The organism is Flavobacterium ginsenosidimutans (assembly GCF_037478105.1).
Classification (GTDB): Bacteria; Bacteroidota; Bacteroidia; order Flavobacteriales; family Flavobacteriaceae; genus Flavobacterium; species Flavobacterium ginsenosidimutans.
Map to the genome: position 1 here is coordinate 4,881,879 of NZ_CP147988.1, position 25,780 is coordinate 4,907,658.

Annotated in this window: 24 protein-coding genes and 1 other RNA gene; 8 read left to right on the forward strand and 17 right to left on the reverse strand. The window is 32.5% G+C overall.

Annotation, left to right across the window (positions count from 1 at the left end; all coding sequences use genetic code 11):
- Nucleotides 1-254 precede the first annotated feature (254 nt).
- The 4 genes from V6624_RS20875 to ffs form a co-directional block, all read right to left on the reverse strand.
- The gene (locus V6624_RS20875) at nt 255-458 is read right to left on the reverse strand and encodes a hypothetical protein (protein ID WP_111285226.1); all 204 of its coding nucleotides are present in this window, start codon (nt 456-458) and stop codon (nt 255-257) included.
- Nucleotides 459-462: 4 nt separating this feature from the next.
- Nucleotides 463-1,266 carry an SDR family oxidoreductase gene (locus V6624_RS20880; RefSeq protein ID WP_338840046.1) on the reverse strand — a complete coding sequence of 268 codons (804 nt, stop codon included), beginning with the start codon at nt 1,264-1,266 and terminating at the stop codon, nt 463-465.
- 18 nt (nt 1,267-1,284) lie between these two features.
- Nucleotides 1,285-1,662, reverse strand: a complete 378-nt coding sequence (locus V6624_RS20885; protein ID WP_338840047.1) for a hypothetical protein — start codon at nt 1,660-1,662, stop codon at nt 1,285-1,287.
- A 77-nt stretch (nt 1,663-1,739) separates the two neighbouring features.
- Nucleotides 1,740-1,837, reverse strand: an RNA gene (gene ffs / locus V6624_RS20890) — signal recognition particle sRNA small type.
- Between the two features lie 88 nt (nt 1,838-1,925).
- Between ffs and V6624_RS20895 the strand changes: the two genes are divergently transcribed.
- Both V6624_RS20895 and hutI read left to right on the forward strand, forming a co-directional pair.
- Nucleotides 1,926-2,975 carry a glutaminyl-peptide cyclotransferase gene (locus V6624_RS20895; RefSeq protein WP_338840048.1) on the forward strand — a complete coding sequence of 350 codons (1,050 nt, stop codon included), beginning with the start codon at nt 1,926-1,928 and terminating at the stop codon, nt 2,973-2,975.
- A gap of 94 nt (nt 2,976-3,069) precedes the next feature.
- Nucleotides 3,070-4,308, forward strand: a complete 1,239-nt coding sequence (gene hutI, locus V6624_RS20900) for an imidazolonepropionase (RefSeq protein ID WP_111285232.1) — start codon at nt 3,070-3,072, stop codon at nt 4,306-4,308.
- Between the two features lie 109 nt (nt 4,309-4,417).
- Here the strand turns inward: hutI and V6624_RS20905 are convergent, their stop codons facing one another.
- On the reverse strand, nt 4,418-5,296 hold the full coding sequence (locus V6624_RS20905) for a hypothetical protein (protein WP_111285234.1): 879 nt from the start codon (nt 5,294-5,296) through the stop codon (nt 4,418-4,420).
- A gap of 99 nt (nt 5,297-5,395) precedes the next feature.
- Here V6624_RS20905 and V6624_RS20910 point away from each other — a divergent pair, with 99 nt between their 5' ends.
- Together V6624_RS20910 and V6624_RS20915 are read left to right on the forward strand one after the other, a co-directional pair.
- Complete coding sequence (locus tag V6624_RS20910) at nt 5,396-6,439, forward strand: formimidoylglutamase (RefSeq protein WP_111285236.1); 1,044 nt, start codon at nt 5,396-5,398, stop codon at nt 6,437-6,439.
- Nucleotides 6,440-6,569: 130 nt separating this feature from the next.
- Nucleotides 6,570-7,820 (forward strand): DEAD/DEAH box helicase, encoded by a 1,251-nt coding sequence (locus V6624_RS20915; protein ID WP_111285238.1) that lies wholly within the window; start codon nt 6,570-6,572, stop codon nt 7,818-7,820.
- Here V6624_RS20915 and V6624_RS20920 read toward each other — a convergent pair.
- The 3 genes from V6624_RS20920 to aroC form a co-directional block, all read right to left on the reverse strand.
- The gene (locus V6624_RS20920; protein WP_338840049.1) at nt 7,817-10,000 is read right to left on the reverse strand and encodes a response regulator; all 2,184 of its coding nucleotides are present in this window, start codon (nt 9,998-10,000) and stop codon (nt 7,817-7,819) included. The two genes, V6624_RS20915 and V6624_RS20920, sit on opposite strands and share 4 nt — an antisense overlap.
- A gap of 127 nt (nt 10,001-10,127) precedes the next feature.
- Nucleotides 10,128-11,390: a dicarboxylate/amino acid:cation symporter gene (locus V6624_RS20925; RefSeq protein WP_338840050.1), complete on the reverse strand. Its 1,263-nt coding sequence runs from the start codon at nt 11,388-11,390 to the stop codon at nt 10,128-10,130.
- Between the two features lie 52 nt (nt 11,391-11,442).
- Nucleotides 11,443-12,501, reverse strand: a complete 1,059-nt coding sequence (gene aroC / locus V6624_RS20930) for a chorismate synthase (protein ID WP_338840051.1) — start codon at nt 12,499-12,501, stop codon at nt 11,443-11,445.
- A 188-nt stretch (nt 12,502-12,689) separates the two neighbouring features.
- Between aroC and V6624_RS20935 the strand changes: the two genes are divergently transcribed.
- Complete coding sequence (locus V6624_RS20935) at nt 12,690-13,511, forward strand: UDP-2,3-diacylglucosamine diphosphatase (RefSeq protein ID WP_111285246.1); 822 nt, start codon at nt 12,690-12,692, stop codon at nt 13,509-13,511.
- Nucleotides 13,512-13,644: 133 nt separating this feature from the next.
- Nucleotides 13,645-14,142, forward strand: a complete 498-nt coding sequence (locus V6624_RS20940) for a hypothetical protein (RefSeq protein WP_111285248.1) — start codon at nt 13,645-13,647, stop codon at nt 14,140-14,142.
- Nucleotides 14,143-14,344: 202 nt separating this feature from the next.
- Here V6624_RS20940 and V6624_RS20945 read toward each other — a convergent pair whose 3' ends face one another.
- From V6624_RS20945 to V6624_RS20975, 7 genes are all read right to left on the reverse strand, one after another.
- The gene (locus V6624_RS20945; protein ID WP_111285250.1) at nt 14,345-14,767 is read right to left on the reverse strand and encodes a protease complex subunit PrcB family protein; all 423 of its coding nucleotides are present in this window, start codon (nt 14,765-14,767) and stop codon (nt 14,345-14,347) included.
- Between the two features lie 17 nt (nt 14,768-14,784).
- Nucleotides 14,785-15,930, reverse strand: coding sequence for an N-acetyl-alpha-D-glucosaminyl L-malate synthase BshA (gene bshA, locus V6624_RS20950; RefSeq protein ID WP_111285252.1), 1,146 nt, complete (start codon nt 15,928-15,930; stop codon nt 14,785-14,787).
- A gap of 419 nt (nt 15,931-16,349) precedes the next feature.
- Nucleotides 16,350-16,832 carry a hypothetical protein gene (locus tag V6624_RS20955; RefSeq protein WP_057116491.1) on the reverse strand — a complete coding sequence of 161 codons (483 nt, stop codon included), beginning with the start codon at nt 16,830-16,832 and terminating at the stop codon, nt 16,350-16,352.
- Between the two features lie 100 nt (nt 16,833-16,932).
- Complete coding sequence (locus V6624_RS20960) at nt 16,933-17,724, reverse strand: (Fe-S)-binding protein (protein ID WP_111285254.1); 792 nt, start codon at nt 17,722-17,724, stop codon at nt 16,933-16,935.
- A 139-nt stretch (nt 17,725-17,863) separates the two neighbouring features.
- Entirely contained in the window at nt 17,864-19,201 is a 1,338-nt protein-coding gene (locus tag V6624_RS20965) for a (Fe-S)-binding protein (RefSeq protein ID WP_111285256.1), read from the reverse strand.
- A gap of 6 nt (nt 19,202-19,207) precedes the next feature.
- Nucleotides 19,208-20,173 carry an MlaD family protein gene (locus tag V6624_RS20970; RefSeq protein ID WP_338840055.1) on the reverse strand — a complete coding sequence of 322 codons (966 nt, stop codon included), beginning with the start codon at nt 20,171-20,173 and terminating at the stop codon, nt 19,208-19,210.
- A gap of 51 nt (nt 20,174-20,224) precedes the next feature.
- Nucleotides 20,225-21,349, reverse strand: a complete 1,125-nt coding sequence (locus V6624_RS20975; RefSeq protein WP_111285586.1) for an N-acetylmuramoyl-L-alanine amidase family protein — start codon at nt 21,347-21,349, stop codon at nt 20,225-20,227.
- Nucleotides 21,350-21,431: 82 nt separating this feature from the next.
- On the opposite strand from V6624_RS20975, the gene V6624_RS20980 reads away from it, so the two are divergent.
- Both V6624_RS20980 and V6624_RS20985 read left to right on the forward strand, forming a co-directional pair.
- A complete protein-coding gene (locus V6624_RS20980; protein WP_338840056.1) occupies nt 21,432-24,131 on the forward strand; it encodes a putative LPS assembly protein LptD in 2,700 nt (899 codons plus the stop codon).
- Between the two features lie 28 nt (nt 24,132-24,159).
- Nucleotides 24,160-24,540, forward strand: coding sequence for a RidA family protein (locus tag V6624_RS20985; protein WP_202003948.1), 381 nt, complete (start codon nt 24,160-24,162; stop codon nt 24,538-24,540).
- Here V6624_RS20985 and V6624_RS20990 read toward each other — a convergent pair.
- A complete protein-coding gene (locus V6624_RS20990; RefSeq protein ID WP_111285588.1) occupies nt 24,521-24,895 on the reverse strand; it encodes a methylglyoxal synthase in 375 nt (124 codons plus the stop codon). The genes V6624_RS20985 and V6624_RS20990 overlap by 20 nt on opposite strands.
- Nucleotides 24,896-24,905: 10 nt before the next feature.
- Nucleotides 24,906-25,757, reverse strand: a complete 852-nt coding sequence (locus V6624_RS20995) for an N-acetylglucosamine kinase (protein WP_111285264.1) — start codon at nt 25,755-25,757, stop codon at nt 24,906-24,908.
- Nucleotides 25,758-25,780 lie beyond the last annotated feature (23 nt).

The window sequence follows — 25,780 nt, forward strand, 5'->3', positions numbered from 1 at the left end:
GTTTGTATTTATATCTTTGAAAAATTTTTCTTCAAATAAATTCTTTTAAAGAAATCTAGCTGTAAAATTACGAAATCAATATCAATAAAGATTTTAAAATTAAAACCATTTTAAAATTATATGTTAAAAATAAGTGTGTTTTTTACATTTTTAACAAATCTTATAATATTAGAAAGTTTTTTCTTATAGACTTATAAACTAAACAATCAAGAAAATACAATTTGACAAATTAGATAACTTAAAGAAACTTAATTTTAAGATTGCTTAGAATTATTTCTATTTAATTCCTTTAATTCATCTCTAATTTCTTCAAGAACTTTCAAAGTATCTTCTTTATAAGCTTCAGAATTATTGATTTTATCACTTACCGAACCCAAAATTCTTCGAATTACAAACCAAATAACAACTAAAAATAAAACTCCTAAAATAGTCGGCACAAATTCATTAAACGTATTCATAATATTAAAGTTTATAGTGATTCATTAACATTTTCTCGTAAACTTTATCTGGAAGCGCTCGTTTCAAAACAATTGAAAACTTTTGCATAAATGCTCCCACTTTATAATGTACATTTGGTTTTTTAGTTTGAATGATTTTATAAACCGCTTCTGCCATTTCATTTGGATTACTTCCTGCATCAACGTGATCATTCATTGTTGCTAGAACTTCGCCATAAACCTTTTCATAAGCCGAATCTTTTATAACTGGCGCGTGATAACGTCCAGCTGCGATATTGGTTGCAAAATCTCCAGGTGCAACATTCGTAATCTCTACCCCAAAAGCTTTCACTTCCATTCTCAAAGCTTCAGTAATCAATTCCAAAGCTCCTTTTGATGCAGAATAAACACTTCTATAAGGAAGTCCCATATAACCTGCAATCGAAGTAATATTAATAATAAGTCCTGAATTTTGCTTACGCATTTGTGGCAACGCCGCTTTCATAACTTCAATTGGACCAAAGAAGTTAGTCTCAAAATTATTTCGAATTTCTTCTGTCGGGATTTCTTCTAAAGGTCCTGTAATTCCAACTCCAGCATTATTAATTACAATATCTAATCTTCCAGAAGTTTCGATAATTTCGTTTACCGCTGTTTTAATAGAATCAGAATTTCGAACATCTAAAGCAACTAATGGAAAAACTGAATTTAAAACTTTCTCAGGATTTCTACTTGTTCCGTACACAACGAAACCTTTTTGGTGTAAAAATTCACCAATAGATTTTCCAATTCCTGATGATCCTCCGGTAATTAAAACGACTTTGCTCATTTTTTTAGTTATAAGTTTTTAATGGTCTAACCAGTATTTAAATTCAAGTTTAGATTCTAACTCTTTTATCAATATTGAATCTTTAATTTCCTTAGAAAAATCCACAATAATCTTATTCGGATCAATGGTAGAATAATCTACTAGATAATATTTATTTAAAGCAGATTTGCTATTTTCTGGACATCCACCTGGGCTATTTCTATACAATTTTCCATCAATACAATATTTTACATATGCTTCTGTAGATTTTGGAAATTGCTTACAAAAAGTATATTTACAAATTGTTTGACCTAGATTATCTTTAATTTCTTTTCTATCATTGTGTCCCTTAACAAAGAGATACCCCAAGCCTATAACTAGAATAATTAAAACTATTTTTGAAAGTTTCTCGCTCATATTAAATTTACAGATGTCCAAAAATAAAAAAATCTTCCAGAAGGAAGATTACAAATTAATTAATTCTAAAAAATAAAAAATGGCAAGCGACCTACATCGCACCGCTCAACCACGTACCCTTGCTATGTTCCCATCCTGGGGGAGTCTGCAGGAGCTGGTCGTGTAGGACTTGCCGGTGCAAATATACAACCTTTTTATATTTTTGCAAGACCTTTGTTGCTATAAAAATATCGTCGTATATTGCCTTATTCAAATTTTAAACTATGAAAAAATATAACTTCCTAGCTGTCATTTTATTAGGAATCACATTAATCGGATGTAAAGAAAAAAATAAAGGTGAAAATTCTTTATTTACTATCGATGAATCTGCTTTTCCGGCTCATTTTACGCAAAAAGAAGCGCTTACAATTGGAATTTTAAACCCAAATTCGAAAGAAATCGACAGCGTTGCCTACTTCATAAACGATAAAAGAGTTGGAAGCAAAAAAGGTGCTGAAGAATTTAGATTTGAATTAATAGATCAAAAATTAGGTTATCAATACCTAAAAGCTACGGTTTATTTTGGTGGAGATTCTTCTGATGCAACTAAAAGAATTGAGATTGTTTCTGACATCGAGCCTAAATTATTAAAGTATAAAATTGTGAACACTTTTGTACATGATACGACAGCATTTACAGAAGGTTTAGAATTTCATGACGGAAGACTTTTTGAAAGTACAGGACAAAAAGGTGATTCTTACTTTAGAGAAGTAGATTATAAAACAGGAAAAGTAATCAAGCAAGTTGATCTTCCAAAAGAATATTTTGGTGAAGGAATTACTTTTTTCGGTGGCAAAATATACCAATTAACATGGCAGGAAAAAACGGGCTATATTTATGATGCAAATACATTCAAACTAGAAAAAACTTTTAAATACGATAAAGATATTGAAGGTTGGGGAATGACGCACGATGACAAATACATCTATCATTCTGATGGAACAGAGAAAATCTGGAAAATGGATCCTGCAACTCAAAAATTAATTGATTACATCAATGTATATTCTGGGACTTCAAAAATTAAAGCTATTAATGAACTAGAATTAATTGATGGCAAATTCTACGCTAATGTTTGGCAGAAAGATGCTATTGCGGTTGTAAATCCAGAATCTGGAGCGGTTGAAAAAATCTTAAATCTTTCAGATCTACGTAAATCATTAAAAGCTAAAAATGCTGAAGTTTTAAACGGTATTGCTTACAATCCAGCTACAAAAACTATTTTCGTTACAGGTAAATACTGGGATAAAATATTTGAAATTACAGTTTCGGAATAATTCAAATACAAAAACAATTTTACGAATTTCACAAGTTTTCACTTATTCATAAAGGAAAATTTGTGAAATTTGTGTTTTATAACAAATTCATTTAATGATCACTCTAATCACAAACATACAAGAACTGTTGCAAGTTCGTGAAACTTCAATTGCTAAAGTTTCAGGTTCTGAAATGGCGAAACTTCCAACAATTAAAAATGCTTTTTTAGTATTAAAAGACAATTTGATTGAAGATTTCGGATCAATGGAAAATCTTCCTGAAATCAAAGCAGATAAAACAATTGACGCCACTGGAAAAGTTGTTCTTCCGTCTTGGTGTGACAGCCACACGCATATTGTTTATGCAGGAAATCGTGAACAAGAATTTGTAGACCGAATCAACGGACTTTCTTATGAGGAAATCGCTAATCGTGGCGGCGGAATTTTAAATTCGGCTAAAAAACTAAACGAAACTTCTGAAGAAGAGATTTACGAACAATCTAAAATCCGTTTAGAAGAAGTAATGCATTTGGGAACTGGAGCTGTAGAAATTAAATCTGGCTACGGATTAACAATTGAAGGCGAGCTAAAAATGCTTCGCGTCATTAAAAAGCTAGCAGAAAATTATCCAATTTCAATCAAAGCTACTTTTTTGGGCGCTCATGCTTTTCCAACTCATTATAAAGAAAATAAAGCTGGTTATATTGACGAAATCATTACTAAAATGATTCCTGAAATTGCTAAAAACAAACTGGCGGATTATGTAGACGTTTTCTGCGAAAGCGGTTATTTTTCTGTAGAAGAAACAGAAAAAATCATGCAGGCAGGAATTGAATTCGGCTTAAAGCCAAAAATCCACGTTAATCAATTTAATTCTATTGGCGGAATTCAAGCTGGAGTTAAATTTAAAGCACTTTCTGTAGATCATCTTGAAGTTATGAATCCAGAAGACATTGAAGCTTTAAAAGAAACAGAAACAATGCCTGTCGCTTTACCTTCTTGTTCTTATTTTTTAAGCATTCCGTACACGCCTGCTCGAGAAATGATAAAAGTAGGCTTACCTTTAGCATTAGCAACAGATTTCAACCCTGGCTCTACTCCATCTGGAAATATGAATTTTGTAGTTGCAACGGCTTGCATCAAAATGAAAATGACTCCAGAAGAAGCAATAAATGCTGCTACAATAAATGGAGCATACGCAATGGGAATTTCAGAAACACATGGAAGTATTACAAAAGGCAAAAAGGCTAATCTGATTCTAACGAAACCAATTTCTTCTTACTATCAAATCCCTTACGCTTTTGGAAGCAACTTAATCGAATCTGTTTTTATTGAAGGAAAAATTCTGGAATAAGATTTTATTTTTCGAATTATAAATCAACAATATCTACTCATAAAAAAAGGTCTGTGAAAAAATCACAGACCTTTAATATCAAAGTGGTATTTTATCCCTTTAGGCTAAATTATCTTAAGCTGAAACTAGTTTTAGAAACTAATTCGTCGTTATCAAAAACATTGATGAAGTAAGTTCCTTTTGCGAAATCTTTTCCAGGAAGATCTTCACTTACATTAACGCTTTTGTTTTCGTATTTTACTGTAGTTTTAAAGCTGTAAGTTAATGAATTATCTCCAAAGCTTTCAGTTTTCTTTTCGCCTAAAACATTGTTTTTAGCATCAATTACCTGTACATAATAAGTTTTATCCCCAGATTTTGCAATTTGGTTTTCAGCAATTGTAAAACTAACTTTTAAAATATCTGCACGACTTGCTTTATCTGTTTCAACTTGTTTACCTGAGCTTTTCAATTTGTAAGCTGAAGTTTTAGTATTTAAAACTGATAATTTAGAACCTCTTTCTACAGTTTTAGCTAACTCTTCGTTTTGACCAACTAATACTTCATTGTATTTTTTAGATTCTCCTAGAACCACAATAGTACTGTCTCTTTGAGTAGTTAAAACTCCATTTTGTTTTTTCAACTCGTCATTTTCAGCAACTAAAGTTTTCATTTTACTTTGCATTGCCTGAACTTGAGATCTGTATTTAGAAACATCTCCTTTAGACTTGTTCAAATCATCCATCAAAGCAACTACTTTGTCTCTCTCTTGGATTAATTCGTCTGACATAGAAGTGTTTTCAGCGATTGCAGCGTCATAAGTCGCTTTTAACTCCTGCAAATCTTTCATAACAGATTCTTTCTCTGTCAAAGTTGTCGTAAGTTCTGTTTTAACTACCTCTGTATCAGAAGATAATTTAAAAATATACACTAAGCTACCAATAAGTAGGACTGCTAAAACTGCGATTACCGCCTTTAGACTTGAATTGTTGTTCTTTGGGTTTTCCATATTTTAAAAAATTTTCTTTAATAACAAATTTAAGAATTAATATAAGGTAATAACGTAAGTTTCTACAATTATATTATTTTTGGAAAATAAATTTTTTTCATGGAAAAATTAATCCCTTTCACTATAAATGATTTAGCAAAAATCACAAATCACAGAAGTGGTGAAATAAAGTTTGGAGAAAAAATGATTGTCATTCCTCCAGGGGCTGATAAAATCGATTTTCTTAAAGAAAGTGAAGCTAAATATGTGCTTTTAGGAATTCCTGAAGATATTGGCGTGCGCGCTAATTACGGAAGACCTGGAGCAGCTTCTGCATGGCAATGTGCGATCAAAAGTATTGCAAACATTCAGCATAACCGCTTTTGTAAAGGAAGCAATATTATTATTCTAGGACATATTGATGTTGCTGATGAAATGCGCCAGGTAGAAAACCTAGATTTTAACGACGTTGACGATCGATCAAAATTAAGCCAGCTTGTTGAAAAAATAGACAAAGAAGTATCTCACATTATTTTTACTATTATTAAAGCTGGAAAAACGCCAATTATTATTGGTGGAGGACATAATAATGCTTACGGAAATATTAAAGGTGCCGCTTTAGCAAAAGGAAAACCTGTAAATGCCATCAATTTTGATGCGCATTCTGATTTTAGGATTTTAGAAGGCCGTCATAGCGGAAACGGATTTTCGTATGCATACGAAGAAGGTTTCCTAAAAAAATACTTCATTTTTGGTCTTCACGAGAATTATACTTCAAAAAGCGTTTTAGATATTATCAAAAAACTAGAAGACCGCGTTCGCTACAATACTTATGATAGCGTTAATATTAGAAAAGAAAAAGATTTTAATCGCGAAATGATTACTGCTTTGGATTTTATTAAAAGTGATGCTTTCGGAATTGAAATTGATTTAGATGCCATTCCAAACATTGCAAGCAGTGCTATGACAATAAGCGGTTTTTCTGTAGAAGAATTGAGACAATTTGTTTCTTTTTTCGCAGAACACAAAAACGCGGCTTATTTGCATATTTGCGAAGGAGCGCCAGATTTAGACAATTCGCCAAACAACAATTTAATTGGAAAACTAATTGGTTATTTAGTAACCGATTTTATTAAAGCAAACATAGAACAAACTCGTATTTAGAGCTTCTAACTGAATAAGCTCTAGAGCTTGTTTGCCAAATAATCGCCAATTCAAACAAACGATTGAACGAATAAACATATCTTTGCACAGCATTTTAGCAATTAAAACTAAAATACTTAATACCAAAGATATGTTATTCGAAGATCTATCACTTTCAAAAAGTATACAAAGAGCCGTATTTGAAGAAGGCTATTTAAATCCGACTCCAATTCAGGAAAAATCAATTCCTATTGTTTTAGAAGGCCGTGATTTAATTGGCTGCGCGCAGACAGGAACAGGAAAAACGGCGGCATTTGCTATTCCAATTATACATCAATTACACCGCATTGTAGGTTCATCAAAAAAAGCAAAAGTAATTCGTGCACTTGTAGTAACACCTACTCGTGAACTTGCAGTACAAATTGGACAGAGCTTTGATACTTACGCAAAATATACCAATTTAACACAACTGACTATTTTTGGAGGTGTTTCTCAAAATCCGCAAGTTGACGCTTTAAAAAATGGCGTTGATATTTTAGTTGCGACTCCAGGACGTTTGCTTGACCTTCATAAACAAGGTTTTCTTGATTTGAATCACCTGCATACTTTAGTTCTTGACGAAGCCGATCAAATGCTGGATATGGGTTTTATAAACGATGTGAAAAAAATCGTAAAACTGACTCCAAAAAATAGACAAACTTTACTTTTTTCTGCAACAATGCCAATTGCAATTCGCGAACTTGCAGAAATGTTTCTTCAAGATCCAGAAAAAGTAGAAGTTTCCCCCGTTTCATCTACTGCTGAAAATGTAGAACAACGTGTTTATTTTGTTGATAAAACTGAAAAAAGAAACTTATTATACACTTTAATTAAAGAGCAAAATTTATCAAACGTACTTGTTTTTTCGAGAACAAAACATGGCGCTGATAATGTTGTAAAAGCACTTCGCAAGAAAGATATTCCTGCTGAAGCCATTCACGGAGACAAATCACAAAACGCTAGACAGCGTGTTTTAGATGCTTTTAAAAATAAAGAAGTTGGAGTTTTGGTTGCAACTGATATTGCAGCGCGAGGAATTGATATTGAACAATTGCCTTACGTAATCAATTTTGATTTGCCGAATATTCCTGAAACTTACGTTCACCGTATTGGTCGTACAGGACGTGCAGGAAATGGCGGTATTGCGATTTCTTTCTGTGGAAAAGATGAAGAACCATACTGGAAAGATATTAAGAAATTAATAAAAGTAGATGTAAAAATCATTTCAGATCATCCGTATCCATGGCATTCGGGAAGTCCAGAAGCTGGAGAAAAACCTAAAAATTCTTCTAATAGAAGCGGTGGAGCTCACAAATCGAGAAAATCGAATTCTTCTAAGAAAAACAAAAAACGCTGGTACTAAACAGCGTTTTTTTCGTTTATTAAAAAGTTAATTATTTTAAATAATTTAACTGGCTCAAAAGGCTTAATAATAATATCATTCATACCTGATGAAATAGCTTCGTCTGTAATTTCATCTTTATCAAAAGCTGTTAAAGCTACAATTGGAGTTTCAATTCCGAGAAGGCGAATTCTTTTTGTTGTTTCAAATCCGTTTATTAATGGCATATTGATATCCATTAAAATCAAATCAAATTCTTCGTTTTCAAGGATTTTCAACGCTTCATATCCATCATCAACCACTTTGCAAGTGTAATTATTCTTTTCAATAATTTTCTTTGTTACAAGCTGATTAATGAGATTATCTTCAACCACTAAAATTTTATAAATCTCACTTGAAGTTAAATCAACTTCAATCTCATCAATAATACTTTTTGTTTTGGCTAAATCGTGCTCAAAAGCGATTGTAAACGAAAAAGAAGTTCCTTTTCCAAGATCACTATCCAAGGTAATTGTACTTCCAAAAAGCCCAAGCAATCTTTTTACGATACTAAGACCTAAACCTGTTCCTTGATAATCTTCATCTTTTCTTCCAACCTGAACAAATTTCTCGAAAATTTTACTTTGATCTACAACTGCAATTCCAACGCCATTGTCTTTTATTAAGAAATCTAAATAATAAAGTTTCCCTTCTACTTTACTCAAATTCACAATAATTTCAACTTGTCCGTCTTTGGTAAATTTTAATGCATTGCTCACCAAGTTCATTAAAATCTGAGCCAAACGAAGTTTATCTCCAATCAAATATTCTGGAATTTCCGGATCAATATCAATCGAGATTCTATTATTATTTTTCTGAGAAAGAAATGAAAGTGAGTTTTTGATAACGGTAATTTCGTCTGAAATATTAAATGTCAAATTTTCAAGTACGATTTTATTTTCTTCGATTTTATTAATTTGAAGAATATCATTTACAAGAGATAGCAAATATCTAGCAGAGAATTTTAGCGAACTTAAATGCTGACTTCTAGAAATTTCTTTATGTTCTTCTAAAAGCATATTGGTAATTCCAACCACTCCATAAAGCGGCGTGCGCAATTCGTGGCTTATAGTAGAAATAAACTGAGTTTTAAGAAGAGAGGCTTCTTCTGCTATTTCTTTTGCTTCAAGAAGCTCTAAATTGTGTTTTTTCTTGAATCGAATGTTCTTGATCAGAGTAATAATTAAAATGAGAAGAATTAACGAAATAAGAACAAATAGAATTACAATAATTTTAGATTTTCTAAGACTTTGGGATTGTTCTACTTTTTCGCCTTCTACTTTATCAATTTGTCGTTTGTATTCGTCTAATTCGAGACTCACACCTGCCAAAGATGCTTTTTTAAGTTTTCTAACATTATAAAGCTCTTCTAATAGATTGTAATGATTAACAAGAGCATCGTAAGCTTCTTTATGCTTATTAATTTTATTTAAAAATTTTGAATACTCTAAATAGGCATTGGACAAATCTGTTTTTTCTTGGCATCTTTTTCCTGATTCGATAGCACTTAAAAAGTGGGCATTTGCAGCTTTATCATCATTTTGAGAACTTGCATAAATACCGTTAAGCATATCCACAATAACCTCTGTAGATCCGTCGCTGTATTTTTTCTTAGTACTATTTACATATTTAAGAAAAAGGTAACCTTGTCTATAATTTTTAATATCGAAGTATGCCCAAGCAATATTTACATTGGTAAAATAAACCTCTTTTAGATCATTGATCTTTAAACTATAAGCAACTGATTTCTTATAATACCGAATCCCAACATCAAATTGTTTTTTTTCAAAACAATACATATTCCCTAAATTATTATAGAGATTGCATTTTAAAGAATCATTGTCAGTTTTGTCTGCATAATACAATGCTTTCTTATAAAAGAAAATAGCTTTATCAATATCTGATAACTCATTGAAATTTGCCGCAATTATATTGTAAGATCTTGAAATTAGGCAATAATCTTTTATTGCTGTTGCAGCATTTAATGCATTTCTCGAAATTACAAGTGATTTTTCGAAATTTGATTCTCTAAAGTTGAGAAGTGCTTTTTTAACAAGCTTATCAATTTTTTTATCCTCGTTACATTTAGATGGGGATACTGCTGAACTGTCATAGCAATTCAGACCAAAAAATAGAAGTAAAAAAATCCGTATTTGGGGCATTAATCGGCTAGTTTTATCAAATATACACTTTAAAATAAAAAAAAGCTGTATTTCATAAAAAAACACAGCTTGTCAATTGTTATTTAGGCGTCTAAGATAAAAAATTAAACCATCTTAGCAACTAAATCTATTCTTTATTTTCCTCCCATTGTCCTACAACAGAAGTAGCTAGAGCATTTCCTAAAACGTTGGTTGCACTTCTAAACATATCACAAAAGTGATCAATTGGTAAGATTAAAGCAATACCTTCAATTGGAATATCAAACATACCACATGTTGCGGCTACCACAACCAAACTTGCTCTTGGCACACCAGCAATACCTTTACTAGTTAGCATTAAAACCAAAAGCATTGCCATTTGAGTTCCTAAATCCAAATGTACATTGTAAAACTGAGCAATAAAAATACTTGCAAAAGTCATATACATCATACTTCCGTCAAGGTTAAACGAATAACCAAGAGGCAACATAAACGAAACGATTTTATCCTTTACTCCAAAACCTTCTAATTCTTCTGTTAATTTAGGAAATACAGCTTCACTGCTTGTTGTTCCAAAAGCAATTGCCAAAGGTCCTGTAATACGTCTTAATAATTCTGTCATTCTTCCTTTAAGGAAAATATATCCTATGGCGATCAAAATTATCCACAACGTACTGATTCCTATTAAAAACGAACCGAAAAATTTAAAATAAGTAATAACTAATTCTTCTGCATCTCTTATGGCAAATACACCTGCAATTGCACCAAAAACTCCAATTGGCGCAAATTTCATTACATAGTTTACCATTTTCAAAACAATATGGGAAAGTTTATCAAAAGCACCAATAATTGGTTTTACTTTCTCTCCTAAAGAAGCTGCTGCTAATCCGAAGAAAATAGAAAAAACTACAATCTGCAGAATTTCATTAGTTGCCATTGCTTCAACAATACTTTTCGGCACAATATGCTCAACGAAATTATCAAAAGAAAGATTTTGTGTTTTACCTGTAACTTCAGAAGCTGCTGCCATATCTACGTGATCTAGTTTTAGACCAACACCTGGCTGTAAAATATTTACATAAAACAATCCAATTAAAAGAGAGATAAACGAAGCAGTAAAAAACCATCCAATAGCTTTTCCTCCAATTCTTCCAACAGTTTTAATATCTCCTAATTTTGCAATTCCCACAACTAAAGTGGTAAAAACTAGTGGAGAAATAATCATTTGCACCAAACGAATAAAAATGGTTGCTAACATTTTTATTTTGCCACTAAATAACTGTGCCGCTTCAGGTGAAATGGTATTATGCAATATAATTCCTAAAATGGCTCCAAGAACCATTGCAATTATAATTTGCCCTGTTAATCCCGAAAGAAATGATTGTTTTTTAGTTTCTGTAACTTCTTGCATTAATTTTTGTTTTAATTATTAAAATATAAGACCCTCACTGTCTTACCTTTTATTAATATGTTTTGTTGATTAAATAAAAATCAGCCAAAACAATTGCTGCCATCGCTTCTACGATTGGCACTGCGCGAGGCACTACACACGGATCATGACGTCCTTTTCCTGTCATTGGTGTAATGTTACCTTTATTATCTAATGAATCCTGAGTCTGCATAATTGTTGCCACAGGTTTAAAAGCTACTCTGAAATAAATATCCATTCCGTTGCTGATTCCGCCTTGGATTCCGCCAGAAAGATTTGTTTTAGTAGTTCCGTCAGGATTGTATAAATCATTATGTTCACTTCCTTTCATTTCAGAACCTGAAAAACCGCTTCCGTATTCAAAACCTTTTACAGCATTAATGGAAAGCATTGCTTTTCCTAATTCTGCATGAAGCTTATCGAAAACTGGCTCTCCTAAACCAACTGGAACATTTTGGATTACACAAGTTACAACACCTCCAACGGTATCTCCTTGTTTACGGATATCACGAATATATTCTTCCATAATCGCTGCCGACTTTTCATCAGGACAACGAACAGGATTACTTTCTATTTTAGAAAAATCCAATTCTTGATAAGGCGTATCTAAATGGATTGGCCCAACAGAAGAAACATAAGCATTAATTTTAATCTCCGGCAACATTTGCTTTGCAATTGCACCCGCTACTACTCTACTTGCAGTTTCTCTTGCAGAACTTCTTCCGCCACCGCGGTAATCACGCAAACCATATTTCTGATCGTAAACATAATCAGCATGGCTTGGTCTATAGTTATCTTTTATATGAGAGTAATCGTCAGATTTTTGATTGGTATTTGGAATAATAAAACCAATTGGAGTTCCAGTGGTTTTTCCTTCGAAAATTCCAGACAAAAACTGAACGCTGTCTGGTTCTTTTCTTTGTGTAACAATTGCCGACTGACCAGGCTTTCTACGAGCCATATCTACTTCAATTTCTTCAAAATCTAGTTGTATTCCTGGAGGACATCCATCAATGATTCCGCCTAAAGCTTCACCGTGAGATTCTCCAAATGTTGTTACTTTATATAGTGTGCCGAAGCTGTTTCCTGCCATTGTAATTTGTTTTGAGCAAATGTAAGTTTTATGAATTAAATTAAAAAATTTAAAACTGGTATTATTAACGAAACATTAAATGGAATAAAAATTACAATTTGGTAAAATTATCCTCTTTTTGATAACCTTTTAATAAAATCAAACCTCTCAAATTTTCTTTCATTTGTAAAACTTCAAATCAAGAAAAATTGAAAAAAAGAAATGTCGAATTGGTCATTCTTTCTGATGTCCATTTGGGAACCTACGGAAGTCACGCAAAAGAATTAAACAACTATCTTTCAAGCATTAAACCTAAAACTTTAGTCTTAAACGGCGACATAATTGATGCTTGGCAATTTCGTAAATCTTACTTCCCAAAAGCACATTTGCGAGTTATTCAACGCATAATCGGAATGGCTTCTAAAGGAACAAAAGTCTATTATATCACTGGAAATCATGACGAAATACTTCGAAAATTCAGTGATATGAATATGGGTAATTTTGCTCTGGTTGATAAATTAGTTTTGGAATTAGACGATAAAAAAGCCTGGATTTTTCACGGAGATGTTTTTGACGCATCAGTTCAGCATTCAAAATGGATTGCAAAATTGGGCGGATTAGGTTACGATTATTTAATTTTAATGAACCGATTTGCAAATTGGTGTTTGGCAAAACTTGGTCGAGAACCTTATTCTTTTTCTAAAAAAATTAAAGCAAGCGTAAAAAAAGCAGTTAAATTCATTTCTGATTTCGAAACTACAGCAACCGATTTAGCAATTGAAAAAAACTACGATTATGTAATATGCGGACATATCCATGAACCAAAAATCGTGACCAAAGAAAATAAACATGGTTCAACTTTATATCTTAATTCCGGAGATTGGGTAGAAAATTTAACAGCATTGGAATACCACAAAAAACGTTGGAAATTATTTTCTTACAAAGCCAGTAATTTTTCTGAAGAAGAAAATCTTTTTGAAATGGAGGATACTCTTAGTAATCAGCTCATTTCATCCATAATTCTGAAATAAATCAGCATTTAAAGGGCTTGCAATGGCATATTTTTCTAAAAAATGTGAATTATATAACAATTTCTAATAATGTTATACGTTCTTAATTTAAGAACGATTATACATTTGAATAAAATTAATTTTAACCATTTTTATGAAAAAAATAATATTATCTGCCATTATGCTTATTGGTTTAGCATTTACGGCTCAATCACAAGAAATCTCGAAACATGCTTTAGGATTACGTCTTGGAGACAATAACGGATTTGGAGGAGAAGTATCTTACCAATTAGGATTAAATCAAAAAAACAGACTTGAATTCGATTTAGGATGGAGAAACAGCAGAGATGTCGATGCTGTAAAAGGAGTTGCTCTTTACCAATGGGTTTGGAACATTGACGGAGGTTTTAACTGGTACGCTGGTGTCGGTGGAGGTTTAGCCGCTTGGGATTATGATTACTACAATAACGGCTACAGATATAATGATAGCGGAACTTATGTGTTTGCTGCTGGAGATATCGGTATCGAATATAGATTTAAAGAAGTGCCAATTACATTATCTTTAGATGCAAGACCTGAAATTGGTTCAGGATATTATGATGATGACAATTTTGGTTTTGACGTTGGTTTAGGCGTTAAATTCAGATTCTAATTAAAAATAAAAAATAATTGTAAGAAGAAACCTGTCGTTGAAAAGCGACAGGTTTTTTTTTGATTGTCTCCCTGAGCGAAGTCGAAGGGCTTTAATGTAAAAAAGGGCTTCGATTCTGCTCAGCCTGATAAACTTTAAAATTGCATCCTAAGAAACAATCAATGTCAGGCTGAGCGGAGTCGAAGCCCAAACCTTATATAATTTATTTAATAATAATTTCTTTCTTAGAATGAATTTTCACGACAGTATAAGGATATGAAATTACCTGCATAGTCATTGCGTCTTTTGCAGGACTATTTTCTTTTACTGTGATAATAATATTTTTATCCGTTTCTTCTACTTTTTCAACATCAATAGAATAACCGCTTGTGTTTTTTTCACCCATATTTAAAATCACATAATTATATTCCTGAACATCTGGATCTTTCATCTTATGAGCTAAAAGCGGATCGTTTTCAAGCATTTTAATTTCGTTTGGCTCCGTTAAAATCTCAAAAAACTTAATATTCCCGCCTCCATCAGATTGTTTCGTTAAAACTTCATACAATGCGTTTGAATTTTCAACTTTCTTCACTCCGCACGAAACCATAACAAAAACCGCTAAAACAGAAATTACTTTTTTCATTTATCGCTTTTTAAAAATTAGTGTTTTTCATACTTATAATCATCAACTGCTTTTTGGTATAAAGCTTCATATTTTGGAAGGATATTTTTAATATCAAACTTTCTAGCCACTTCCAAAGCATTTGCTTTAAACTGACTTAAAACAGCATCGTCTCTTAAAATTTTAAGTGCATTTTCAGCCATTTCCTCTACATTTCCAACATTACTCAAATAACCAGAGAAACCATCAAAATTAACTTCAGGAAGACCTCCAGAATTACTCGAAATTACTGGAACACCGCACGCCATTGCTTCCAAAGCTGCTAAACCAAAACTTTCTGTTTCAGAAGGCAATAAAAACAAATCGGTCATACATAAAATCTTATCGATCTCGTGGCTATTCCCAAAGAAAATAACTTTGTCTAAAATCCCCAATTCCTGACACATAATTTCAGCTTTTTCTTTTTCAGGTCCATCTCCAACCATCATCAATTTAGCCGGAATTTCTTTCTGAACGTTATAGAAAATCTTAATAATATCTGGAATACGTTTTACTTTTCTAAAGTTACTGATATGAGTAATAATGCGCTCGTTTTCGTTTGCCATTACATAACGATGACAAGGTGCATTTGGATCTTTTTTGACCTTATCTAACTCAATAAAATTTGGGATTACCTTAATTTTATTTTTGATTTTGAATAACTTTAAAGTATCATCTTTTAAACTCTGAGAAACTGAAGTTACATAATCCGACTTATTGATACTGAAAGTTACAGCAGGTTTATAAAACGGATGATTCCCTACAAGAGTAATATCTGTACCGTGAAGCGTTGTAATCATCGGAAGATTAATTCCTTCATTCTTTAGCATTTGTTTTGCCATATAACCCGCATAAGCGTGTGGAATAGCATAATGTACGTGCAGAAGCTCAATTTTGTACAGTTTAACCATATCGACCAATTTACTCGATAAGGCTAATTCGTAAGGCTGATAATGAAACAATGGATATTCCGGAACATTTACTTCGTGGTAATGAACATTCGGATTTAAAAGTGCCAATCTAACTGGCTGACTATATGTGATAAAATGTATTTCGTGTCCTCTTCTGGCTAATTCGAGACCTAACTCCGTGGCTACTACACCACTACCTCCAAAAGTAGGATAACAAACAATTGCTATTTTCATGGATTAAATTTAATTCTACGAAAATACTCAAAAATCACGTTTAAATAAGCTTTTAAATTGTTAGATTTTTGACAAAATTAGATTAATTCCAGTTAATAAATATTTTTAGAAGCGGAACAATATCATTAAAAACAACTTGCAGTCCCGCTGTCCACTATATCTTTTTCTGCCTAAAGAAGCCAGAAAAAGGATACCGCTCCCATCGGGGCTAGATTAGAAGTTTTCTTTTTCATAAGAACTTTTAACTCAAACTTGTCATCCTGACGAAGGAAGGATCACACAAGTTATTCTACATAGAAATTCACCAATCTTTATTGAGTTTCGCGTGTGATCCTTCCTTCGTCAGGATGACAAAAAAGTCGTAAAAAAAAGGCACAAAATCTAAATTTCATGCCTTTTAAATAATTTATAAATCTTTCTTAGAAAAATCTGCTGTGCCAACTGTCGGCAGCAGGAACTTCCCATGATTCATTGAATTCTTCAATATTGTTTACCAGATTATTGAAAACAATAGTATTCTCAGAAACTGATTTATCTTTTACCATTTTCTTGAAATCAATTAATGGTTTATGTGCAATATGTTCTCCAAGTTTAAAAGTAACGTTCATTTTGTCTAATAAATCGACATTGTACTTTTTCTCTAAACTTTGTATAAATTCTACCGAACTATCAATAGAACAACCTGTAGCAGCCTGAACATCCTGATTTACGGCTAATATTATAAAACGATTGTATTTAAGCAAAAATGAAGCTTCAAGACTTGTACCATGAGCTGCCCATTGCTCTACAAAAGCTTTTAAATCTGTTTCGATTTCAGAAAACTCTTCCTCAGAAAATTTTCTGTTCGATTGGTAAATCCAGACTCTAGATTCACCTGGTAAATTTTCAAAAGGTATATACATTTTTTAATTTTAGATTGTTGATTTTAGATTTTAGATTTTTGAAAGGTTTCTAGTTAAAAAAACTTAGAATCTTAGCATCTTAGAACCTTAGCCTCTTTTTTTATAAATCCTGTGCATTCGCAATTAATTCTGCAATATCCAGAACTTTAACCTGTCCTTCTTTTTCCTGATGTTTAATTCCATCTGTTAACATCGTATTGCAGAATGGGCAACCAGCAGCAATAATATCTGGTTTTACCTCTAATGCATCTTCTGTACGAAGAACGTTTACTTCTTTGTTTCCAGGTTCAGCATCTTTAAACATTTGCGCTCCACCAGCTCCACAACATAAACCATTTGCTTTAGAACGTTTCATTTCAACTAATTCAACGTCTAATTTCTGAATTAAATCTCTCGGTGCTTCGTAAACTTTATTTGCTCTTCCTAAATAACAAGGATCATGGAAAGTAATTTTTTTACCTTTAAATTGTCCGCCTTCAACAGTTAATCTTCCATCATCAATTAACGATTTCAAAAATTCTGTATGATGAATAACTTCGTAATTACCTCCTAATTCAGGATATTCATTTTTCAAAGTATTAAAACAGTGCGGACAAGCCGTCACGATTTTTTTGGCTTCATAAGCATTCAAAACCTCGATATTCATCATGGCTTGCATTTGAAACAAAAATTCATTTCCAGCTCTTTTTGCAGGATCTCCAGTACAACTCTCTTCTGTACCTAAAACCGCAAAAGAAACATTAGTACGATTTAAGATTCGTACAAATGCTTTAGTAATTTTTTTTGCTCTATCATCAAAACTTCCTGCGCAACCTACCCAAAACAAAACTTCTGGCTGTTTTCCTTCGGCAAGCATTTCTGCCATTGTTGGCACCACTAAACTTTCTGACATTTCTCTCACTTTTGTTTAATCGGTTAATCGCTAAATTGTTTATTCGTTAAATAACAAACTAACAATCAAACTGTAAAAACCGAAATTATTTTAAAAATCGATTAAACGGTTAAACAACTAACCGATTAAACAATAAATTTTAATTCTCGTTTTTCCAATTTAAACGGTCTTGCTGGCTATATTGCCAAGGCGCACCATTATTTTCAATATTGGTCATCATCGCGTTTAATGACATTGGAGCAGCACTTTGTTCCATAACCAAATAACGACGCATGTCCATAATAATAGACAACGGACTAATATTTACTGGACATTCCTCAACACAAGCATTACAAGACGTACAAGCCCATAATTCTTCAGGAGTAATATAATCGTTTAAAAGTGTTTTGTTGTCTGGAACAAAAACACCTTTATTAGCATCGATATTTTTACCAACCTCTGTCAAACGATCTCTTGTGTCCATCATAATTTTGCGTGGAGACAATTTTTTACCTGTTTGATTTGCAGGACAAGAAGACGTACAACGTCCACATTCTGTACAAGTATAAGCATTTAACAACTGAACCCAGTTTAAATCCTGAACATCACTTGCACCAAATTTAGCTGGATGTGCATTCTCATCTGCTGGCGCTGCTGCAAACGGATCTGCATTTGGATCCATCATTAACTTAACTTCTTTTGTTACAGAAGCTAAATTATCAAACTGTCCTTCTGGTTTTAAATTCGCAAAATAAGTATTTGGGAAAGCCAAAAGAATATGCAAATGTTTTGAGAAGTATAAATAGTTCATAAAAACTAAAATACCTGCAATATGCAACCACCAAAAAACTTCAAACATTAATCCAACAGCTTCATTAGATGTACCATTAAAAATTGGTGCTATAAATTGGCTTATTGGATAGCTTCCTGCTTTATGAAAATGAGAATATCCTCCTGGCACATTTTGCAAATGCAAATCAGATGCATTCATTAATAAGAACAGAATCATCAAAACTGTTTCAAAATACAGAATGTAATTAGCATCACTTTTTGGAAATCCATTTAAATCAGAATTAATAAAACGTTTCAAACGAATTACATTTCTTCTGATCCAAAAAGTAACAACAGCAATGATTACCAGTATTGCTAATATTTCGAATGAAGCAATTAAAACATCATAAACTACACCTAAATAAGGAGCGAAAACTCTATGAGTTCCAAAAAGTCCATCAATAATGATTTCAAGCAATTCAATATTGATAATTATAAAACCTACATATACAAAGATATGCAGTATTCCTGCAACAGGGCGTCTCACCATTTTTGACTGCCCTAGAGCAATCAATGCCATGTTTTTCCAACGAGCTTTAGGATTATCTTTTCGATCTACGTCAACTCCTAAATTAATATTTCGGATGATTTTTTTTACGCTCGCTGTAAAAAAACCGAAACCTACTACAAGAAGTATTGCGAATAAAATATTATCTAAATAACTCATTTATAATTATTTTTTATCAGTTGAGTTTGTTTCTTCAGTTGGCGCTATGTATGGTTTATTTTTCTTTCCAAAAAGAGAAACGTTTACGTAACGAGTTGGGTAAAGACGAAGATCTTGCAATAACAATTCAAGCTCTTTTGAAGTTTTAGTCAGGTTATTATACAATGCCTCATCATGCAATATTTTTCCTGCTGTACCTTTTCCAGAATTCAAGTTGTTCATTAAAACATCAACTTTAGCTAAAGTTTGGTTCAAGTTGCGAACCGTTTTACCTAAATCTGCTTTGTTTAATGAATCTGAAATTTTATTGAAGTTACCAGACATTTTATTGAAGTTTGTAACCATTCCATTAATCTGTCCTTTATTAGTATCCAAGATATTATTAAGACTTCCTGAAGCTTTATGAAACTGTGTCATTGTGTGACTTAACTCAGCAATTGTTTTCTTTAAATTTTCTTGAGTGTTCTTGTCTAAAGTATTATTTAATCCTGTAACCAAATTATCAATATTCAAAAGCATTTTATCAAGCTTTTGCTGAATTGGTTCAATTTTCCCTCCTAATGATTCTGTCAATCCCAGTTCAACAGTAGAAGCCAATTTTTGACCGTCTTCTGCTAATTCTTTGTCTGCAAAATTTGGAACAATTTTAATTTGCTTTCCTCCAATTAAACTTGGAGAATAAATTGCTGCCGTACTTGTTTTCGAAATTGGAAAATCTGTTTTAAGCTGAAGTTCAACCAATAATTTACCCGTTACTTCATCAATTGTTATCTGATTTACTTTACCAATCGCAAGTCCATTAAGAGTTACTGGCGCTGATGGTGATAAATCCTCAACATTATCATATTCGGCATATAATATTGTATAATTAGTAAAAAGGTCTCTACCCTTTAAAAAACTATATCCCCAGATAAATAATAAAATAGATGCGATGACTAAAATAGCCGTTTTAATTTCTCTTGTTAGTTTCAAAATTCTAAGTGTTTGTTACAAAATTAATATAAATATTCGAACTTGCGCTTATTATTTAATTGCGTCCTGAATATTGATTTTTTCTCCATCTTTAGTTGCCACTAAAAATGCTGCTCCATATCCTTTGCTTTTAGCCTCTTGCAAAAATTTCTGGGCTGTTTCGTAACTTGAAGTTTCTTCGTAGAAATATTTATAAATGTTATTTTCATAAATCATAGTCACGTTTTTAAGTCCTTTAAAGTTTTTAGGCTCTAAAGGTGTTTTCTTAATACTTGCGATAAGTTGTACTTTAAAGAATGTTCCTTTTGGAGCATTTTTTACCACTGCAACTGGAGTAGTCGCTTTTGGTTTAGCGGGAGTAGTATCTCTTATGGGCCGACTCTCAGTAGCTTCTGGAGCTCCTGAACCAAAATATTCGCGTTTATAGCTTAAGATCGCTTCTGCAATTGCTCTTGCAATATCATCCTGACCTTCTTCGGAATTTAAAATATTTCCTTCTGTCGGATTTGATACAAATCCAGTTTCAACCAAAACTCTTGGCATATATGCTTTGTGAAGTACCATAAACGGAGCTTGTTTTACACCGCCATGTCGAAGTTTTTTTCCTAATTTCTCAAAATTTTCTTCAATTTTGGTTGCAAGCGTAATACTGTTATCCAAATATTCTTCTTGCATCAAAGTCATACCAATCATAGATTCTGGAGAATTTGGATCGTATCCTTCGTATTTACGTTTATAATCTTTCTCTAATGTAATTACCGAGTTCTCTTTTTTCGCAGCTTCAAGATTCGAAGCAACTTTACTTAAACCCATTACATAAGTTTCGGTTCCGTCGGCAGCTGTATTTTTATTGGCGTTACAGTGAATAGAAACAAAAATATTTGAATTGGCTCTATTGGCAATATTAGCTCTTTCGACCAAATCTATAAAAACGTCTGTTTTACGAGTGTAAATTACATTAACATTAGGATTAAGTTCTAAAATCTTCCCCACTTTCAAAACAATAGCTAAAGCAATATTCTTTTCAATTCTTCCACTATAAACCGCTCCAAAGTCATGATCTCCATGTCCCGCATCAAGAGTTACCTTAAATACATTTGACTGACTATGAGCATAAAAGGAGGATATTATTAGAAATAAAGTAAAGATTACCTTAATTTTGTTAATTCTATTCATAAATCTAAAAGTTAATTTTAATAAAATGCAGCTGTTATAATTTTCAGAATTGATTATTTTTGCCAAAAAATTATATGTAAGTTTGACATGTCAAAAAACAAGCCATAATTTTACAAAAATAGCATTTAAACCTTTGCATACAAACTTATTTAATATCGTTTTAATATCATTTTTCCTAACTATAGGTTGTGGTAATTTATATTCGCAAGAAATAAAAAACAAAAAAAAGCCTTTACCTGCTGTAAAACAAACAGATAAAGAAAATCCTGCAATTACAGATACTATTAAACTTGACACTGTTAGACCTAAAAAGACTTTTTTGGATGGAAAAGTTAGATACAGGGCTAAAGATTATGCGAAGATTGACCAAAAGAACAAACTGATCACTTTATATAATGAAGCTGAATTATACTATAAAGATGTTGAATTAAAATCTGGTATAATTGTACTTAATTATGAAAAAGATGAAGTTTATGCTGGAAGAATCAAAGATTCTGCTGGTGTTTTAACGCAGTATCCAAACTTTAAACAAGGAGCAAGCGAAGTACAGCCAGATTCTATCCGATTTAATTTCAAAACTAAAAAAGCTTTAATTTATAATTCAAGAACAGAACAAGGTGAATTTAAAATAAAAGCTGCCGTTACTAAAAAAGAAAACGATTCTGTTTACTTTTTAAAAGGTGCCCGTTTTACTACTTCGACAGATGTAGATCATCCTGAATATTATTTCCAAACTAACAAGGTAAAATTTATCCCTGGGAAAAAAGTAATTACTGGTTTAACCAATATGGTAATTGCCGACGTTCCAACTCCGCTTGCTTTGCCTTTTGCTTATTTTCCAATGAGTCAGGAGAAAAGTGTTTCTGGTATTATTATTCCAAGTTATAACGATTCTAATACAAGAGGTTTTTCATTACAAAATGGAGGTTACTATTTTGCTTTAAGCGATAATTACGATTTAACTGTACTTGGAGATTATTATACCAACGGAAGTTACGCGATGCGTTTCGAATCGTCGTACGCCACGCGATATAAATACCGAGGAAATGTGAATATTCGTTTTGAAAATTTAATTAGCAGCGAACGTGGTTATCCTGATTACTCAAAGCAAGGAATTTACAATATCCAGTGGTCGCATTCAAAAGATTCAAAATCAAACCCAAATTCGACCTTTTCTGCATCGGTTAACATGGGTAGTAGTAAATATTTTAAGCAATCTATTAACCAAGCAAACATTGGTTCGAACTTAAATAATACATTAAGCTCTTCTATTTCATACAATAGAACCTTCAACACTATTCCTGGTTCTCGTATTTCGTTATCTGCTACGCACAGTCAGAATACACAAACAGAAGACATTATTATGACCCTTCCTTCCCTACAAGGAAGTATTGACCGTGTCTATCCATTTGTTGGAAAAGATGGTGTAAAAAAGGGATTAATTAAGAACATTAACTTACAATATAGTGTAAGCGGTAAAAACTATTTTAAAACAAAAGATTCTTTGTTTTTCAAGCCTCAAATGTTTGATGACGCTCAGTTAGGAATGCAACATACTATTCCGCTTAGTACAAACTTTAAACTATTTAAATATTTTAGTGCAGGAGCTTCTACAACTTACCAAGAAACATGGGTTAACAAAACCATTCAAAAAGTTTACGATCCAACCGAAGCAAAAGCGGTCAATGAAAATGTAAACGGATTTGATTCTTATAGAACATATAATTTCAGCACCAATTTAGGTACAACTATTTACGGAACTTTCAATTTTGGTGACGACAAAAAAATCCAGTCTATTAGACACGTTATGCGTCCTAGTGTTACTTATGCTTATACACCAAGTTTTGAGCGCTATTATGACACGTATTCAGTCGATGCGACAGGGAAAATAGTTTCTGAATATACTAGGTTTGAAAATGGTTTATATGGAGCGCCTGCAAAAGACAATTCAAACATTGTTGGTTTTGCATTAAGCAACACTTTTGAGGCTAAAGTTAGAGACCGTGACAGCACAAAAACAGAGCCTAAAAAGATAATGCTGCTAAACAATTTAAACTTCAGCACAAGCTACAACTTCAATGCTGACGGAAAATCAACATTTGGATGGCAGCCTGTATTAGTTAGCGGTGGAACACAGTTTTTTGACAATAAAATGAATATGAATTTTGGTGCTACATTAGATCCTTATGCGATTGATAACGGTGGTAACAAAATTGATAAATTCAACATTGACAACGGTGGAAGTTTATTCAGAATGACAAGTGCTAACGTAACAGTAAACTATTCTTTCTCCAATAAAGGAACCAGCGAAAAAGACAAAAACACTCAAAGCCAGAGGAACGGTGGACGAAGCGATGACTTATTTGGTACCAATACCGATTTAAATGATAGTCGCAACAGCCAGTTTGCAAATGAACCGGAAAAAGAAGATGCTATTGCAGAATTCTTTAATTCGAAAGTGCCGTGGGATATGACGCTTGCCTACTCTTTAACATACTCAAACGTAAAAAGAGAAAACACGATTTCTGGAAACTCTATCATGATTTCTGTAAATACAGATCTTACGCCTAAATGGAAAGCCGGAGTTTCTACTGGATACGATTTTGTTCAAAAAGGGGTTACTTTTACTCAATTCCGTTTTGAAAGAGACTTATTAAGCTGGAGAATGGCATTTAACTGGCAGCCTCTTGGAACGAACTCTAACTGGAATTTCTTCATCGGAATTAAATCTGGTATGCTTAGCGATATCAAATGGAACAAACGAAGCGTTTCAAATAGATAAACTACTTTCGAATCAAAATAAATTCATTATGAAAAAAATCATCTTTACCGAGAAAGCTCCAGCTCCAATCGGACCGTATAATCAAGCTGTATTATCTGGAAATACACTTTATGCTTCTGGACAAATTGCAATCAATCCTGAGTCAGGAGAATTGGTTACAGACAACATTAATGATGAAACGAATCAAGTTATGAAAAACATTGCTGCAATTCTTGAAGCAGCAGATATGACTTTTGAAAACGTAGTAAAGTCAACTATTTTCATCATGGATATGAACAACTTTGGTGCAATAAACACTGTTTACGGTTCTTATTTTAACGAAAAAACCGCTCCAGCTCGTGAAACGGTTCAAGTGGCTTGTTTGCCAAAAAATGTTAATGTAGAAATTTCTATAATTGCAGTGCAATAGCATCTAATAATAATTGTGCCGTTGCTTCATTCGTGGCCAGCGGCACATTATGCACATCACAAACACGAATCAGCATATTAATATCGGCTTCGTGCGGATGACTCGATAAAGGATCTTTAAAAAAGAAAACCATCTGCGTAATTCCTTCCGCTACTCTACCTGCAATTTGTGCATCGCCTCCAAGAGGTCCAGAAAGCATTCTTTGAGTTTTAAACCCAGCAGCTTCAGCTTTTCCTCCAGTAGTTCCTGTACCAATTAGCCTTATTTTTTCATTGTGCAAAATAGCTTCATTTTTGATTAAAAAATCAATTAAATCAGCTTTCTTTCCATCATGAGCAATAATGGCAATTTCCATAAAACCAGAACTATTGATTAGCGACATGGTATGCAATTAATCCATCAATAGGTCTTCTTAAAACATTCCCTAATTGAAGCTCATATTTATTGAATGTCTCTTGTAATTCATCTTTCAAATAAAATGCAATAGAACCAACAAAATGCACAGGAACTTCTTTACAGTTGTCGAATTGCTTAATGTAATTCTTAACGAAAGATTTCATTCCTTTAAAGATAATTTTTCTGCAGAACTCAGTGTCTTTATGCTTAATTAAGAACTTTGCGTAAGTAGCCAAATAAGCATTTGGATTTGGTTCTTTATATAATTTATTTTTAATAAAATCTGGATCAACGTCGTACTCTTTTTCAAGTTCAACAGCTAATTCTTTTGGCATTTTATTAAAATAGTATTTTCTAATTAATTCTTTTCCAAAAACATTTCCACTACAATCATCCATAACAATGTATCCTAATGATTGTACTTTTTGATGCAATACTTTTCCATCAAAATAACTGCAGTTAGAACCTGTTCCTAAGATAGAAACGATAGCTTCTTGTCCTTTTGGAGTTGTAGCATAAACAGCTGCATAAGTATCTTCTTGAACGTCTACAATTGCATTAGTAAAGTATCCTTGAAAAATTTGTGACAATGCCGTTTTCATTCTGTCAGTACCACATCCAGCACCGTAAAAGAATAAATGTGTAGCATTTTTTTTGTTTTGTAAGATATCAAAACGGTCATTTAATCTTTCGATAATTTCTGGTCCGTCAAGAATTTCAGGATTCAATCCTAAAGTTTGTGTTGTGAATAATACTTTTCCATTATCATCAATTGCAATCCAATCGGCTTTCGTAGATCCACTGTCAACTATTAATTTCATTGTTGTTTCGTTTTTGGGATTAG

Bases quoted from the DNA above. Each gene is read 5' to 3' on its own strand.
- V6624_RS20885 (WP_338840047.1), bottom strand. From the start codon at position 1,662: ATGAGCGAGAAACTTTCAAAAATAGTTTTAATTATTCTAGTTATAGGC.
- V6624_RS20895 (WP_338840048.1), top strand. From the start codon at position 1,926: ATGAAAAAATATAACTTCCTAGCTGTCATTTTATTAGGAATCACATTA.
- aroC (WP_338840051.1), bottom strand. From the start codon at position 12,501: ATGGCAGGAAACAGCTTCGGCACACTATATAAAGTAACAACATTTGGA.
- V6624_RS20915 (WP_111285238.1), top strand. From the start codon at position 6,570: ATGTTATTCGAAGATCTATCACTTTCAAAAAGTATACAAAGAGCCGTA.
- V6624_RS20875 (WP_111285226.1), bottom strand. From the start codon at position 458: ATGAATACGTTTAATGAATTTGTGCCGACTATTTTAGGAGTTTTATTT.
- V6624_RS20920 (WP_338840049.1), bottom strand. From the start codon at position 10,000: ATGCCCCAAATACGGATTTTTTTACTTCTATTTTTTGGTCTGAATTGC.
- V6624_RS20975 (WP_111285586.1), bottom strand. From the start codon at position 21,349: ATGAATAGAATTAACAAAATTAAGGTAATCTTTACTTTATTTCTAATA.
- V6624_RS20945 (WP_111285250.1), bottom strand. From the start codon at position 14,767: ATGAAAAAAGTAATTTCTGTTTTAGCGGTTTTTGTTATGGTTTCGTGC.
- V6624_RS20940 (WP_111285248.1), top strand. From the start codon at position 13,645: ATGAAAAAAATAATATTATCTGCCATTATGCTTATTGGTTTAGCATTT.
- V6624_RS20925 (WP_338840050.1), bottom strand. From the start codon at position 11,390: ATGCAAGAAGTTACAGAAACTAAAAAACAATCATTTCTTTCGGGATTA.
- V6624_RS20990 (WP_111285588.1), bottom strand. From the start codon at position 24,895: ATGGAAATTGCCATTATTGCTCATGATGGAAAGAAAGCTGATTTAATT.
- bshA (WP_111285252.1), bottom strand. From the start codon at position 15,930: ATGAAAATAGCAATTGTTTGTTATCCTACTTTTGGAGGTAGTGGTGTA.
- V6624_RS20955 (WP_057116491.1), bottom strand. From the start codon at position 16,832: ATGTATATACCTTTTGAAAATTTACCAGGTGAATCTAGAGTCTGGATT.
- hutI (WP_111285232.1), top strand. From the start codon at position 3,070: ATGATCACTCTAATCACAAACATACAAGAACTGTTGCAAGTTCGTGAA.
- V6624_RS20965 (WP_111285256.1), bottom strand. From the start codon at position 19,201: ATGAGTTATTTAGATAATATTTTATTCGCAATACTTCTTGTAGTAGGT.
- V6624_RS20905 (WP_111285234.1), bottom strand. From the start codon at position 5,296: ATGGAAAACCCAAAGAACAACAATTCAAGTCTAAAGGCGGTAATCGCA.
- V6624_RS20910 (WP_111285236.1), top strand. From the start codon at position 5,396: ATGGAAAAATTAATCCCTTTCACTATAAATGATTTAGCAAAAATCACA.
- V6624_RS20880 (WP_338840046.1), bottom strand. From the start codon at position 1,266: ATGAGCAAAGTCGTTTTAATTACCGGAGGATCATCAGGAATTGGAAAA.
- V6624_RS20995 (WP_111285264.1), bottom strand. From the start codon at position 25,757: ATGAAATTAATAGTTGACAGTGGATCTACGAAAGCCGATTGGATTGCA.
- V6624_RS20985 (WP_202003948.1), top strand. From the start codon at position 24,160: ATGAAAAAAATCATCTTTACCGAGAAAGCTCCAGCTCCAATCGGACCG.
- V6624_RS20960 (WP_111285254.1), bottom strand. From the start codon at position 17,724: ATGTCAGAAAGTTTAGTGGTGCCAACAATGGCAGAAATGCTTGCCGAA.